Raw genomic sequence first — 13,169 nt, forward strand, 5'->3', positions numbered from 1 at the left:
ACGGCTCGTGCCGGGCGCGCACCGGGCGGGTAACGCCGAGTCATGACGGTACGTCCCCCGGTTCGTGCGCCGGGTCGGCCCCCGCCGCCGACGGCGCCGCTGGCGGTGTCGATCCGTTTCCGCCGGCCGCCGCCGACGGCGCACCCGAGGCCGGATTCGGTTCCGGCTCAGGCGAAGCCGGCACGACCTCGAGCTCGACCTGCCGCACGACGGCCTGCTTGCGCACCGGCTCCAGCGGCAGCGGACTGACACCGAGCTTCTTGCCGCGCACCAGCGGCAGCGTCAACCGGAAGCTCGCGCCGACGCCGACCTCACCCCAGGCCTCCAGTCTGCCCTCGTGCAGGTTCGCGTCCTCCACGCTGATCGACAGGCCGAGCCCGGTGCCGCCGGAGCGGCGCATACGGGACGGATCCGACCGCCAGAACCGATTGAAGACCAGCTTCTCCTCGCCCGGCCGCAGCCCGACGCCCTGGTCGCGCACCACCACCGAGACCGCGTTGGCGTCGACGTCGCCGCGCATCCTGATCAGCACCGGCTTGCCCTCGCTGTGGTCGATGGCGTTGGCCAGCAGGTTACGCAGCACCCGCTCGACCCGGCGCGGATCGACCTCGGCGACCAACGGTTCCTCCGGCAGATCGATGACCACCTCGACGCCGGCGTCCTTGGCCAGATGCCGCACCGTGGAGATCGCCGCCCGCGCGCACATCCGCACGTCCAGCGACTCGACCTGGAGCTCGGCGACGCCCGCGTCGTGGCGGCTGATCTCGAGCAGGTCGTTGAGCAGGCCCTCGAACCGGTCCAGCTCGTTGACCAACAGCTCGGCGCTGCGGGCCAGTGCGGGATCGAGATCGTCGCTGCTGCCGTGGATCAGGTCCGCGGCCATCCGCACCGTGGTCAACGGGGTGCGCAACTCGTGGCTGACGTCAGAGGTGAAGCGGCGCTGCAGGTTTCCGAACTCCTCCAGCTGGGTGATCTGGTTGGACAGGCTCTCGGCCATCTCGTTGAACGCCTGGGCCAGCCGCGCCATGTCGTCCTCGCCGCGCACCAGCATGCGTTCCTTGAGCCTGCCGTCGGCGAAGCGACCGGCGATGCGCGCCGCCGAACGGATCGGCAGCACCACCTGCCTGGTCACCAGTGCCGTGATGGCCGCGAGCAAGACGAGCAGCACGATGCCGCCGATGAACATGGTGCCGCGGATCAGCGCCAGGCTGCGGGCCTCGGTGGCCAGCGGGAAGATGAGATAGATCTCCAGCGTGGGTATTTCGGTGCTCGGGCTGCCGATGATCAACGCGGGGCCGTGATAGCCGCTGGCGTCGGTGACCGTGCTGAACTGACGGCTCACCTGACCGCGCCGCACGAAATTGCGCAGTTCGGCGGGCACGTCCTGGATCGGGCCCGCCGCGACCTCCTGCTGGCCGCTGTCCACCATCACCAGGGCCACGTCGTAGCTGCCCGCGACCCCGGTCTGCGGGCTGCCGTCGCTGGAGAGCGCGTTGCGCGCCTCGACCAGCCGATTGAGCTGGGTGCCCGTGTCGTGCGTCCCGACCAGCTGGCTGTGCGCCGCGTTGCGGGCGCGGACCATCTCCTCGACCGCCGCGTTGATCTTGGTGTCCAGCATCCGGTTGGTGATCTGATCGGTCAGCACCACACCGAGGATGGTGATCACGATCAGCGACAGGGTGATCGTCGAGACCGCGACCCGCAGTTGCAACGATCGCTGCCAGAGATGGCCGAGCACCGTACCCAGCTCGGTGAGCCTGGCTCCTACCGCTGCCAGTCGCCGCTCCAGTGTGTTGCTGGAGCGATCGCTCACGACCGAGCCTCGTCGGCGCTCGATGCCTCCGTCCGCACGAACGCTGCCACTCGCTCGAGGCGACCGATCACGGCGGTCCGGCCTTGTAGCCGACGCCACGGACGGTCAGCACGATCTCCGGGTTCTCGGGATCCTTCTCGACCTTGGCGCGCAGCCGCTGCACATGCACGTTGACCAGCCTGGTGTCGGCGGCATGCCGGTAACCCCAGACCTGCTCGAGCAGTACCTCGCGGGTGAACACCTGGCGCGGCTTACGGGCAAGCGCGACAAGCAGATCGAACTCGAGCGGCGTCAGCGAGATCTGCGCACCGCCGCGCGTCACCTTGTGCGCGGGCACATCGATCACGATGTCGGCGATCGACAACAGCTCGGCGGGCTCGTCCTCGGTGCGCCGCAACCGGGCACGCACCCTGGCGACGAGTTCCTTCGGCTTGAACGGCTTGACGATGTAATCGTCGGCACCGGACTCCAGACCGAGCACCACGTCGACCGTGTCGGTCTTCGCGGTGAGCATCACGATCGGTACTCCGGAATCGGCCCGCAACACCCGGCATACGTCGATGCCGTTCATGCCGGGCAGCATCAGGTCCAGCAACACCAGATCGGGGCGGATCTCGCGAACCGCCGCCAGGGCCTGTGTGCCGTCGCCGACCACATGCGGGTCGAACCCTTCCCCGCGCAAGACGATCGTGAGCATCTCAGCGAGCGCCATATCGTCGTCGACGACCAGAATCTTCGGCTTCATAATTACTATGGTGTCATCTCCCAGGCCAGGATCGGGCTGCCACGCCAACACTGGTGTGAACCCGCCGCACATCTAACCCTAGCGGGTTATCGAATCGGCCAATCGCGCAGCCAATGTGGCTGGATCGTCACCTGATCGGAATATCCACCACGGCCCATACCAGTTGTGTTGAGCCAGCTCACGGTACACCGCGAGGGTCCGCTGCTGTAATTGTCCATCCCGTTCATAGGCGTCGAGGGCCCGGCTGTGGTCGAGCTCACCACGCTTGCGCGCCCGTTCGGCCGCGAGTTCGGGCGAGACGTCCAGCAACACCTGCACCGCGGGCGTCGGCAGCGCGAACCGCTCGTACTCCAATTCGCCTATCCAGCCGACGATTTTGCCGTCGGCCGGCTCGCCGAGCCTGGCCGCGTTGTAGGCGGCATTGGAGGCGACGTACCGGTCGAGCAGCACGATGTCGTTGTCCGCCAACAACTTCGTCAGTTCCTCGCGCGCCTGCGCCCGGTCCAGCGCGAACAGCAGCGCCATCGCGTTGACCGACGCCGCGAGGTCGCCGTGCGCGCCGTGCAGCGCCTCCGCGGCCAGGTCGGCGTGCACCGAACGGCCGTAGCGCGGAAACGCCAGCGAGTCGATTCGCAGTCCGGCGTCCCGCAATTGGGTGGTGACGGCCTCGGTCAGCGTTCGCTTGCCCGCACCGTCGAGTCCCTCGATGACAATCAGCGCGCCCATGGCACGCAGGGTACCGAGGGGTGCGCGGTGGTCGAGCCGCGCCCGGAGAAACGCGAAGGCCGCCGGATCCGGTGGATCCGGCGGCCTCGTGTCATCTCACGCCGCCGGCGATGTCAGCGCGCCAGGGGCATCGAGCCTCAGTAGCGGTAGTGCTCCGGCTTGAACGGTCCGTCCACGTCCACGCCGATGTACTCGGCCTGATCCTTGGTGAGCTTGGTCAGCTCGCCGCCGAGCGCCTCCACGTGGATCTTGGCGACCTTCTCGTCGAGGTGCTTGGGCAGGCGGTAGACCTCGTTGTCGTATTCGTCCGGCTTGGTCCACAGTTCGATCTGCGCGATCACCTGGTTGGAGAAGCTGTTGGACATGACGAACGACGGGTGGCCGGTGGCGTTGCCCAGGTTCAGCAGGCGGCCCTCGGACAGCACGATGATCGACTTGCCGGAGTCCTTGAACGTCCACTCGTCGACCTGCGGCTTGATGTTGATCCGGGTCGCGCCGGACCGCTCCAGCGCCGCCATATCGATCTCGTTGTCGAAGTGACCGATATTGCCGAGGATCGAGTGATCCTTCATCGCCTTCATGTGCTCGAGGGTGATGATGTCCTTGTTGCCGGTCGAGGTGATGACGATGTCGGCGTCACCGATCGCCTTCTCCACGGTGACCACGTCGTAGCCGTCCATCAGCGCCTGCAGCGCGTTGATCGGGTCGATCTCGGTGACCTGCACCCGGGCGCCCTGTCCGGCAAGCGATTCCGCACAGCCCTTGCCGACGTCGCCGTAGCCACAGATCAGCACCTTCTTGCCGCCGATGAGCACGTCGGTGCCGCGGTTGATGCCGTCGATCAGCGAGTGGCGGGTGCCGTACTTGTTGTCGAACTTCGACTTGGTGACCGAGTCGTTGACGTTGATCGCCGGGAACACCAGCTCGCCCGCGGCGGCGAACTGGTACAGCCGCAGCACGCCGGTGGTGGTCTCCTCGGTGACGCCCTGCACCGAATCGGCGATGGCGCTCCACTTGCCCTTGTCGGTCTCGAAGCGCTCGCGCAGCAGGTTGAGGAACACCTTGTACTCGGCGGAGTGGTTCTCGTCCTCCGGCGGCACCACGCCGGCCTTCTCGAACTGCGCGCCGCGCAGCACGAGCATGGTGGCGTCGCCACCGTCGTCGAGGATCATGTTGGCGGGCTCGTCCGGCCAGGTGAGCATCTGCTCGGCGGCCCACCAGTACTCCTCCAGGCTCTCGCCCTTCCAGGCGAAGACCGGGGTGCCCTTGGGCTCGTCGACGGTGCCGTGCGGGCCGACCACGACGGCGGCCGCCGCGTGATCCTGGGTGGAGAAGATGTTGCACGAGGCCCAGCGCACCTGCGCGCCCAGCGCGACCAGGGTCTCGATCAGCACCGCGGTCTGCACGGTCATGTGCAGCGAGCCGGAGATGCGCGCACCCTGCAGCGGTAGCACCTCGGCGTACTCGCGGCGCAGCGCCATCAGGCCGGGCATCTCGTGTTCGGCCAGCCGGATCTCCTTGCGGCCGAATTCGGCAAGCCCGAGATCGGCCACCTTGAAGTCGATGCCGTTGCGCACATCGGCGGTGAGCTCGGTTCGCGCGGGAAGTTCTGAGGTCGTCATAGCCTCTATCTGCCTCTCCTGGTAAGTCGGTACCAACACGCAAGGTTAGTCGCTGGCGCGGCGGGTGGGTACACCGTACTCACCCTTGCTAGCTTGGCGCGATGCCGAACCTTCGCGCCATCGTCACGACCGCGGTCGCCGGGTCGCTCGCCCTCGGTCTCAGCACCGCCTGCGACAGCTCAGCGGACTCGTCACCGGCTACCGCGCCGCGAACAGTGGAGCTGCAGGCGCACCGCGGCGGACGCGGTCTGACCGTCGAGGAGTCGCTGCCCGGCTTCAGCAAGGCGATCGAACTGGGTGTGAGCACACTGGAGCTCGACATCGTGCTCACCAAGGACAAGATGCCGATGATCTGGCACGACCCGACGGTGCTCGCGACCAAGTGCGCGGACACCGCGCCCGTCGCGCCCGGCGATCCGCAGTTCCCCTACGTGGGCAAGCTGGTGCACGACCTGACCTACGCCCAAACCCAGACGCTGGACTGCGGCAAGACCCTGGCCGACTACCCGGACCAGCAGGGGCTGCCCGGCAACAAGATGGCGACGCTGCCCGCCCTTTTCGATCTGGTCAAGACCTATCGGGGCGCGCGCCTGCGCTACAACATCGAAACGAAACTGGAGGCCGAGCACCCCGAGCAGTCGGCGACGCCGCAGGAGTTCGTTGACGTCATCCTCAGCACGGTCGCCGCGGCCGGTGAGACCGGCAACGTCGACATCCAGAGCTTCGACTGGCGCGCACTCGCGCTGGTGCGCAAGGCGAATCCGGCGATCCCCTTGGTGGCGCTCTATGACGACACCACGTTCGTGGCCGGCTCGAAGTGGCTGGGCCCCATCCGCTACGAGGACTACGCCGGCGATCCGCTCGGCGCGGTGCAGGCCCTCGGCGCCGATGTCGCCTCGCCCGGTTACTCGGTGCCCTACGGCCGCAAGGCGGGCGAGCGCGGCTTCGGTCTGGTGGCCGACCGGGCCTATGTCGAGCGCGCCCACGAACTGGATCTGCGGGTGATCCCGTGGACGGTGAACGACAAGGCCACGATCGCCGCGCAACTCGACACCGGCGTGGACGGCGTGATCACCGACTACCCCGACCGGATGCGGGAGGTGTTGCAGGAGAAGGGCTTCCCCCTGCCTCCTGCCTACCACCGCTGAGCCGGGTGAGCCGGTGACTCAGGCCGCGCCCGACTCCCGCACGTCGGACTCCCCCTGGTTCGACTGCGCCGTCGTGCCCTTGGCCGAATTCGGCTGGGCCGCACCGGTCAGCGTGGCGACGGTGCCGTAGGTCTCCAGGATCCGGCGCCGCTTGCGCGGGTGGATATTGGCCTTCGTGACGTCGCCTTCGTAGTGCTCGAGCACGCGATGGTCCATCACCGCCCGCCACAGCGGCGGCACCACCGCGAACAGGATCATCGTCGCGTAACCGGCAGGCAACTGCGGCGCCTGCATCGAACTGCGCAGCGTCTGGTACCTGCGCCCCGGATTGGCGTGATGATCACTGTGCCGCTGCAGGTGGAACAGGAAGATATTGGTGACCAGCCGGTCACTGTTCCAGCTGTCCCTCGGCGAGCAGCGCGCGTAGTTCCCGTTCGGCTTCTTTGCCCGCAGCAAGCCGTAGTGCTCGATGAAGTTCACCGTCTCCAGCAGCGACGCGCCGATCACCGCCTGCAGGATCAGCCACGGCAGCACACCGATACCGAAGAGCGCGATAAGGCTGCCGAACAGCACCACGCTCATCGACCACGCCTGCAGGATGTGGTTGTGCACGCTGAACCAGCGCAGGCCCTTGCGCGCCAGCCGCACCCGCTCCAGCTCGATGGCCGAGCGGAAGCTGCCGAACACGCTGCGCGGCAAGAACTCCCAGAGCGTCTCGCCGAGCCGCCCACTGGCCGGATCCTCCGGCGTCGCCACCCGCACGTGGTGGCCACGGTTGTGCTCAACGAAGAAATGTCCGTAGCACGATTGCGCCAGCGCGACCTTGGCCAGCCAGCGCTCCGCGTGCTCGACCCGGTGCCCGAGCTCGTGCGCGGCATTGATGCCGATGCCGCTGACGAAGCCGAGCGTCGCGGCCAGGCCGAGCTTGTCGACGACGCTCAGCTCGTGCCCCGCCCACATGTAGCAGGCGATGAGCAGGCCGAGCAGTTGAACAGGAAGGAACAGATAGGTGCACCACCGGTAGTACCGGTCGTTGCTCAGCAACTCGTAATCCTCATCGCGCGGGTTGGTGCCGTCCTCGCCGACAACCCAGTCCAGGACCGGGATGACGATCAACACGATGATTGGACCGATCCACCAGAACACCCTGGCACCCGTCTGCAACACCAGTTGCGAGGGCAGGAGTGCGCTCAGTGGAGCGATCAGCCCGAAAACCCATAAGTGTCGTTTGGGATCTGAAGATACCGCCGGTTTGCCAACCGTTTGCACGTTTGCCCCGCTAAATAGGAACCCTGACTCCGATGACGAGAATAGTTCCAGACTGTACGGCTGTTTCGCAGACTTTGACGGTTGAAACGTGATGAGCGTTACAGCTATGAGGGGTGGCTTTTAAGTGGACTCACATGTAGTTGAAGCCCTGGCTTACTCAGCGCAAACGTACCGGGGTTCTCCGGAATGGGATCAGTGCTCGATCCGGGCGGCCAGAATCGCTTCGACGTACGGACTCAGCAACGCGCTCAACTCCGCGGGCGCGTCTCGGCCGGGACCGGGCGGCGTCGGGATATAGCTCAGCGCGATCCGCACCAGTGCGTGCGCGATGATGTCCGACTCGGTCGCCGTTGCCGCGACCCAGCTGTGCTGGAAAGCCAGCGACAGCCTGCGGGTGGCTTGGTCGAGCAACGGCCCAGCGTCGAGCGTGATCAGCCGCAACAGATCCAGTTTCACCTCGCCCGCGAGCAGCGACTGCACCAGCGGGTCGGCCGCGGCATCGACGAAGAAATTGGTCATGCCCTCGCGAAACGCCGCGCGGACATCACCGACATTGCCGGTGATGGCCGCGTCGACGTGGTCGACCAGATCGTCGGCCAGGCGCAGCGCGTAGGACTGCGCAAGGCCACTGCGCGAACCGAACTCGTTGTAGAGCGTCTGCCTGCTGACTCCGGCCTTGCCCGCCACGTCACCGAGGGTGATCTTGGACCAGTCCCGCTCGGTGAGTAGGTCGCGCATGGCATCGAGGACCGAGGCGCGCAGGAGTTCACGCGCCGCCTCCTGATAAGGGATGCGGGTTCCGGAGCGCGGCATACCGGCGACACTGTCACGGGCGGTTGCCGCAGTCAAAATCTCACGACCGTTCGATTTCGACCATGTAGAAGTCGGCCTTCGCCGCGCCGCAGTCCGGACAGGTCCAGTCGTCGGGGATATCGTCCCAGCGGGTACCCGCCGCGATCCCGTCCTCCGGCCAGCCTTTGGCTTCGTCGTATTCGAAGCCGCATTGAATGCATTGAAAAAGCTTGTAGTCGTTCACTGGACGGCTCCTATCGATTCGAAGTCGATCTTTTCCCGCACGCCGCAGTCCGGACAGCACCAGTCGTCCGGGATTTTCGCCCAGCGCGTTCCCGGCGGGAAACCTTCGTGTGGCGCGCCCTTTCCCTCGTCGTACACGTATTCACAGACCGGGCAGCGAAAGCGATTCATCCCCGCACCTCGCCGGTCGCCGCACCGCCCTGGTAGCGGGCGAGCACTTTCTCGCGCTTGGCGGGGTGGATGTTCGCGAGTGTGATGTCGCCGTGATAGTGCGCGAGCACCCGCTTGTCCATCACCCGGCGCCACAGCGGCGGGAAGTAGGCGAGCAGGATCATGCTGGCGTACCCGCTCGGCAGGTTCGGTGCGCCGTCCCAGCTGCGCAACGTCTGGTAGCGCCGGGTCGGGTAGGCATGATGGTCGCTGTGCCGCTGCAGGTGGTACAGGAAGATATTGGTGACGATGTGGTCGCTGTTCCAGCTGTGTACCGGCGCGGGCCGTTCGTAGCGGCCGGACGCGGTGCGCTGGCGGACCAGACCGTAGTGCTCGAGATAGTTCACCGCCTCCAGCAGGCTGAAACCGATCACCGCCTGGAGTACGAGATAGGGCAGCAGCTCGATCCCGAACACCGCGACCAGCGCCGCGTACAGCGCCGCCGACATCAGCCAGGCGCTGAGCACCTCGTTCTTCAGGCTCAACGGCTTCTTGTCGAGCCGGGCCAGGCGGGCCTTCTCCAACCGCAGCGACGACGTCAGACTGCCCCACACGGTGCGCGGCCAGAAGGCCCAGAAGGACTCGCCGAGCCGGGAACTCGCCGGGTCCTCCGGCGTCGCGACGCGCACATGGTGGCCGCGATTGTGCTCGATATAGAAATGCCCATAGCAGGATTGGGCCAGCGCGATCCGGGACAGCCAGCGCTCCAGGTGCACTTTCTTGTGTCCCAGTTCGTGCGCGGTGTTGATGCCGATGCCGCCGAGCATGCCGACCGTGATCGCCAGGCCGATCTTGTCGACCAGGTGCAGACCGTCGTCGAAGCCGAGCCAGCTCACCTGATCCGCGGTGATCAGATAGCAGGCCATCACCAGTGACGCGTACTGGAACGGCAAGTACAGGTAAGTGAGATAGCGGTAGTACTTGTCGTGCTCCAGGTACTCCATCACCTCGTCCGGCGGATTGTCACCGTCCGGCCCGAAGAAGATGTCCGCCAACGGAATCAGCAGGTAGACCAGGATCGGGCCGAGCCAGAACGGCACCTGCGCCAGCGTGTGCCAGCCGAACGCGTTGAGGGCCAGGATGATCGGGATCCCGATCGTGAAAAGGCCGGTGGGGGCGAACAATCCCCACAGCCACATGTAGCGCTTGCGATCGCGCCAGTCCGGGGTTGCCACCGGTTGCGCGGACGTGTCGGCCTCTGTCGACATCGTTGTCTCCCATCCAAAAGCGGCACATCACGTGTGACGTGCGTTACCTCTGAAATGGACGATAGAGATCGATTTGTCGTTTGTCTAGACAAATTCGTCGATTTGTAAAGCAGAACGGCCAACGCAGACACAAACACCCCGGTCGGAGCGGTCTCCGGCCGGGGTGTCGGTTGTCGAGGGGAGTCAGCGCAGCAGCACTTCGGCGTTCTCGGGCAGCGCGTCGACCGGCCACCAGCGCAGGTCGGTCGACTCCGCGCTGCGCACCGGGGCGGCACCCGCCGGCGCGGTGATCCGGAACAGCAGATCGAGATGCCTGGTCGGCACGCCGAGCGAGCAGGTGATCGAATGCGCCTGCGCGCCATACAGTTCCGGCTCCATCCGCAGGCCTTCGATGCCCGACTCCTCAGTGGCTTCGCGCAGCGCGGCATCGGCGACCGTGTCGTCGCCCTCCTCGCAGTGCCCACCGAGCTGGATCCAGGACCCGACCCGTGGATGCAGGGTCAGCAAGACCTCGCGTTCGTCGTGCGAGAACACCACCGCCGAGGCGGTGATGTGGCCCGGCACGTGCTCACGCAGGCAACCACGCGGCGCCGAGCCGAGGAAGGCGAGCATCGCATGCCGCAGCGATCGGTCACAATCCGCGCCGGGCGACCACTTTTCGAGCAACGCGATGGCCGAGGCGTGCAGGGAATCCGCGCTCACAGCTCGACCAGTCCGAAACTGGAGCCGGGCACCGGGCGCGGCCGGAGTTCCTCCAGCGGGTGGCCGATGGCGATGGCGCCCAACGGATTCCAGTCGTCCGCCAGCCCGAGGACCTCGCGGGTGATCTCCGGCGCGAAGATGGTGGAGCCGATCCAGCAGCTGCCGAGGCCCTCGGTGGCCAGCGCGACCAGCAGACCCTGCACCGCCGCGCCCACCGCGACGGTGAACATGGTGCGCTCGTCGGCGCGGCGCCGCTCGTCCGGATAGTCGTGCGCGCCGTCGGGCACGCAGAACGGGATGATCACCTCGGGCGCGTCGAAAAGGATACGGCCACGGGCGATTCGACGCTCCACCCGATCGGGCGCCAATCCGTCGGCGGTGAGGTCGGCCCGCCACTTGTCGGCCATCGCCGTCAACAATCGAGTCCGCAGCGCGGCGTCGCGCACCCACACGAAGCGCACCGGCCGGGTGTGGTGCGGCGCGGGTGCGGTCAGCGCCACCGCGACGGCGGCGCGCACGCGGGCGGGATCGACCGGCGTATCGGCGAACCGGCGGATCGAGCGGCGCAGCAGCACCGCCTCCCTGCGCCCCTGCTCGATCGCCTCGGCAGTGCCGAGCCAGAACAGGTCGTCGGTGCCGCCACGCAACAGGTCCGCGGCGCCGGATCCGTCGTCGGTGATCGGCAGGCCGCGCACCACCGCGACCGGCACGCCGCCGAGCTTGCCCTTCACCAGATCCGCCGCGGCGGCCAGCTCGTCCGCGATCGCCACCTGGGTGACGTGCAGCTCGTTGCCCTGCCCGTCGACGGCGCCCGCGTAGTCGTGCAGCACACGCAGGCCCGCGGCGCCGATCGCGGCGTCGGTCTGCCCGTTGCGCCAGGCCCGGCCCATGGTGTCGGTGACGACCACGGCGACCTGCACGCCGAGCCGCTCGGCCAGCGCCGATCGCAAGGCCTTGGCGCTGGCGTCGGGATCGGCGGGCAGCAGCACCAACTCGCCCTGTTCGACATTGGAGCCGTCGATGCCGGACGCGGCCTGCACGATGCCGAGCTTGTTCTCGGTGATCAGGGTGCGGCCCTTGCGCGCGAGCACCCGCACCGCCTCCTGCTCGACCAGGGCGCGCCGCGCGGCATCGCGCTGCTCCGGATCCCGCGGCACGTCGACGAGGCGGCCCTCGACCTTGGCGACGATCTTGCTCGTCACCACGAGCACGTCACCGTCGGCCAGCCAGGGCGCGCGCTCGGCGAGGTGCGCGGCGAGATCGTCGCCGGGCCGGAACTCCGGCAGACCGGTGATCGGCAGGATGCGCAGTTCCCCTGCGGCATGGTCATTCACAAATTCATCCTGACTCAAGGTTTCACCCCGGCGAGGTCCAGCGCCTCCCGCACCATCTCGGCGGTGGTCGGCGGATCGGTCATCAGCAACGGCACGCTGCGCACTTCCACGCCGGGCACGTCGGCGGTGTCGGTGGTGTGGATGAGCCAGCCGTCCAGGATGCCGGTGGCCGAGCGGGCGCCGTAGTAACGGCCGATCGCCTCTGCGGTCGTCTCGACCCCGATCACCGACAGGCACTCGTCGGCCATGCCGCGCAGAGGTTTGCCGTCGATCACACCGGATATACCTATTACTTTGGCCGCGGTTGTGCGCAGCGCACCCCGGATCCCAGGCACCGCCAAGATGGCGCCGATGCTCACCACCGGGTTCGACGGAGCGAGCAAGACCACATCCGCCGACTCTATGATCTCGATCACATTCGGGGCTGGTTTGGCGTCCTCGGCCCCAATTGTGGCGAATCCATGGGTCTGGATGTTCGCGCGATAGCGAACCCACCACTCTTGAAAATGGATCGCGCGACGTTCGCCAGGGTCGTCCGGGTCGGTCACAACCACATGCGTTTCACAACGATCGTCGGTTGCCGGGATCAATTTCACGCCCGGCTGCCACCTGTTGCAGAGGGCCTCGGTGACCGCGGAGAGCGGGTACCCGGCGCGCAGCATCTCGCTGCGAACCAGATGCGTGGCGAGGTCGCGATCGCCGAGCCCGAACCAGTCCGGCTGTGCGTGATACTTCGCCAGCTCTTCTTTGGCGTGCCAGGTCTCGTCGAGCCTGCCCCAGCCGCGCTCGGTGTCTATGCCGCCGCCGAGGGTGTACATGCAGGTATCGAGGTCAGGACAGATTCGGAGGCCATGCATCCAGACGTCGTCGCCGACGTTCACGATCGCGGAGACATCGGCATCGGGCAGCAGTTCCCGGACGCCCTGGAGGAAGCGAGCGCCGCCGACACCCCCGACCAGTACGGCAATCCTCGGGCCGCCGAGGGAGTCGATGTCCGCTTGAAGGGAAGTCACATCCGCACAGCCTATGCGCTGTCGGACCGGGCGATGTTCGGGCTATAGTTGCTGGTCATTTGCCCTACTCCGACACAAGATCATCTTCGAAAGCGTTCGCGGATAGTAACGGAATAGCGACGGCCGCTTGACCATCGACACGTCCGGCGTGTCTAATCACAGTCATGTCATTTCGGGTTCGCGCGAGAGTGCAAGGCGCGAACGGCTTTTCGAACAGATGTTCGCATCGGGATGACGAGCTCGGGGACGTCCGCGGGACAACGTCGCGGGGTATGGCCGTCGGTATGCGTGTTGGTCCGACGGAACGAATCATTCTGCGCTAACACACAGTGAGGAGGCGGAGC

13 protein-coding genes are annotated in these 13,169 nt (G+C 66.8%); 1 reads left to right on the forward strand and 12 read right to left on the reverse strand.

Going from position 1 to position 13,169, the window contains the following annotated elements:
- Nucleotides 1–40: 40 nt before the first annotated feature.
- The 4 genes from mtrB to ahcY form a co-directional block, all read right to left on the reverse strand.
- Nucleotides 41–1,789, reverse strand: coding sequence for an MtrAB system histidine kinase MtrB (mtrB, locus tag ACIHA7_RS02220; protein ID WP_397286456.1), 1,749 nt, complete (start codon nt 1,787–1,789; stop codon nt 41–43).
- 91 nt (nt 1,790–1,880) lie between these two features.
- The gene (gene mtrA, locus ACIHA7_RS02225; protein ID WP_069163595.1) at nt 1,881–2,558 is read right to left on the reverse strand and encodes an MtrAB system response regulator MtrA; all 678 of its coding nucleotides are present in this window, start codon (nt 2,556–2,558) and stop codon (nt 1,881–1,883) included.
- Nucleotides 2,559–2,636: 78 nt separating this feature from the next.
- On the reverse strand, nt 2,637–3,284 hold the full coding sequence (locus ACIHA7_RS02230) for a dTMP kinase (protein WP_397284676.1): 648 nt from the start codon (nt 3,282–3,284) through the stop codon (nt 2,637–2,639).
- Nucleotides 3,285–3,421: 137 nt separating this feature from the next.
- On the reverse strand, nt 3,422–4,906 hold the full coding sequence (ahcY, locus tag ACIHA7_RS02235) for an adenosylhomocysteinase (protein ID WP_397284678.1): 1,485 nt from the start codon (nt 4,904–4,906) through the stop codon (nt 3,422–3,424).
- 101 nt (nt 4,907–5,007) lie between these two features.
- On the opposite strand from ahcY, the gene ACIHA7_RS02240 reads away from it, so the two are divergent.
- Complete coding sequence (locus tag ACIHA7_RS02240) at nt 5,008–6,054, forward strand: glycerophosphodiester phosphodiesterase (RefSeq protein ID WP_397284680.1); 1,047 nt, start codon at nt 5,008–5,010, stop codon at nt 6,052–6,054.
- An 18-nt stretch (nt 6,055–6,072) separates the two neighbouring features.
- On the opposite strand, the gene ACIHA7_RS02245 is transcribed toward ACIHA7_RS02240, so the two are convergent.
- From ACIHA7_RS02245 to cofD, 8 genes are all read right to left on the reverse strand, one after another.
- Nucleotides 6,073–7,221: an alkane 1-monooxygenase gene (locus ACIHA7_RS02245; protein ID WP_397284682.1), complete on the reverse strand. Its 1,149-nt coding sequence runs from the start codon at nt 7,219–7,221 to the stop codon at nt 6,073–6,075.
- A gap of 294 nt (nt 7,222–7,515) precedes the next feature.
- Nucleotides 7,516–8,136, reverse strand: a complete 621-nt coding sequence (locus ACIHA7_RS02250) for a TetR/AcrR family transcriptional regulator (protein WP_397284684.1) — start codon at nt 8,134–8,136, stop codon at nt 7,516–7,518.
- 40 nt (nt 8,137–8,176) lie between these two features.
- Nucleotides 8,177–8,359 carry a rubredoxin gene (locus ACIHA7_RS02255; RefSeq protein ID WP_397284686.1) on the reverse strand — a complete coding sequence of 61 codons (183 nt, stop codon included), beginning with the start codon at nt 8,357–8,359 and terminating at the stop codon, nt 8,177–8,179.
- Nucleotides 8,356–8,529, reverse strand: a complete 174-nt coding sequence (locus tag ACIHA7_RS02260) for a rubredoxin (RefSeq protein WP_397284688.1) — start codon at nt 8,527–8,529, stop codon at nt 8,356–8,358. Before ACIHA7_RS02260 ends, ACIHA7_RS02255 begins: the two co-directional genes overlap by 4 nt.
- On the reverse strand, nt 8,526–9,776 hold the full coding sequence (locus ACIHA7_RS02265; protein ID WP_397284690.1) for an alkane 1-monooxygenase: 1,251 nt from the start codon (nt 9,774–9,776) through the stop codon (nt 8,526–8,528). Before ACIHA7_RS02265 ends, ACIHA7_RS02260 begins: the two co-directional genes overlap by 4 nt.
- Before the next feature lie 183 nt (nt 9,777–9,959).
- Nucleotides 9,960–10,478 (reverse strand): NUDIX hydrolase, encoded by a 519-nt coding sequence (locus tag ACIHA7_RS02270; RefSeq protein ID WP_397284692.1) that lies wholly within the window; start codon nt 10,476–10,478, stop codon nt 9,960–9,962.
- Nucleotides 10,475–11,812 (reverse strand): coenzyme F420-0:L-glutamate ligase, encoded by a 1,338-nt coding sequence (locus ACIHA7_RS02275; RefSeq protein ID WP_397284694.1) that lies wholly within the window; start codon nt 11,810–11,812, stop codon nt 10,475–10,477. The genes ACIHA7_RS02270 and ACIHA7_RS02275 overlap by 4 nt, the downstream gene beginning before the upstream one ends.
- A gap of 14 nt (nt 11,813–11,826) precedes the next feature.
- A complete protein-coding gene (gene cofD, locus ACIHA7_RS02280) occupies nt 11,827–12,825 on the reverse strand; it encodes a 2-phospho-L-lactate transferase (protein ID WP_397284696.1) in 999 nt (332 codons plus the stop codon).
- Nucleotides 12,826–13,169: the final 344 nt, after the last annotated feature.

The organism is Nocardia sp. NPDC052316 (genome assembly GCF_044547795.1).
Lineage (GTDB): Bacteria > Actinomycetota > Actinomycetes > Mycobacteriales > Mycobacteriaceae > Nocardia.

Coding starts and splice junctions, on each gene's coding strand:
- ACIHA7_RS02250 (WP_397284684.1), bottom strand. CDS start 8,136: ATGCCGCGCTCCGGAACCCGCATCCCTTATCAGGAGGCGGCGCGTGAA.
- ACIHA7_RS02260 (WP_397284688.1), bottom strand. CDS start 8,529: ATGAATCGCTTTCGCTGCCCGGTCTGTGAATACGTGTACGACGAGGGA.
- ACIHA7_RS02240 (WP_397284680.1), top strand. CDS start 5,008: ATGCCGAACCTTCGCGCCATCGTCACGACCGCGGTCGCCGGGTCGCTC.
- ACIHA7_RS02230 (WP_397284676.1), bottom strand. CDS start 3,284: ATGGGCGCGCTGATTGTCATCGAGGGACTCGACGGTGCGGGCAAGCGA.
- mtrA (WP_069163595.1), bottom strand. CDS start 2,558: ATGAAGCCGAAGATTCTGGTCGTCGACGACGATATGGCGCTCGCTGAG.
- ACIHA7_RS02265 (WP_397284690.1), bottom strand. CDS start 9,776: ATGTCGACAGAGGCCGACACGTCCGCGCAACCGGTGGCAACCCCGGAC.
- ahcY (WP_397284678.1), bottom strand. CDS start 4,906: ATGACGACCTCAGAACTTCCCGCGCGAACCGAGCTCACCGCCGATGTG.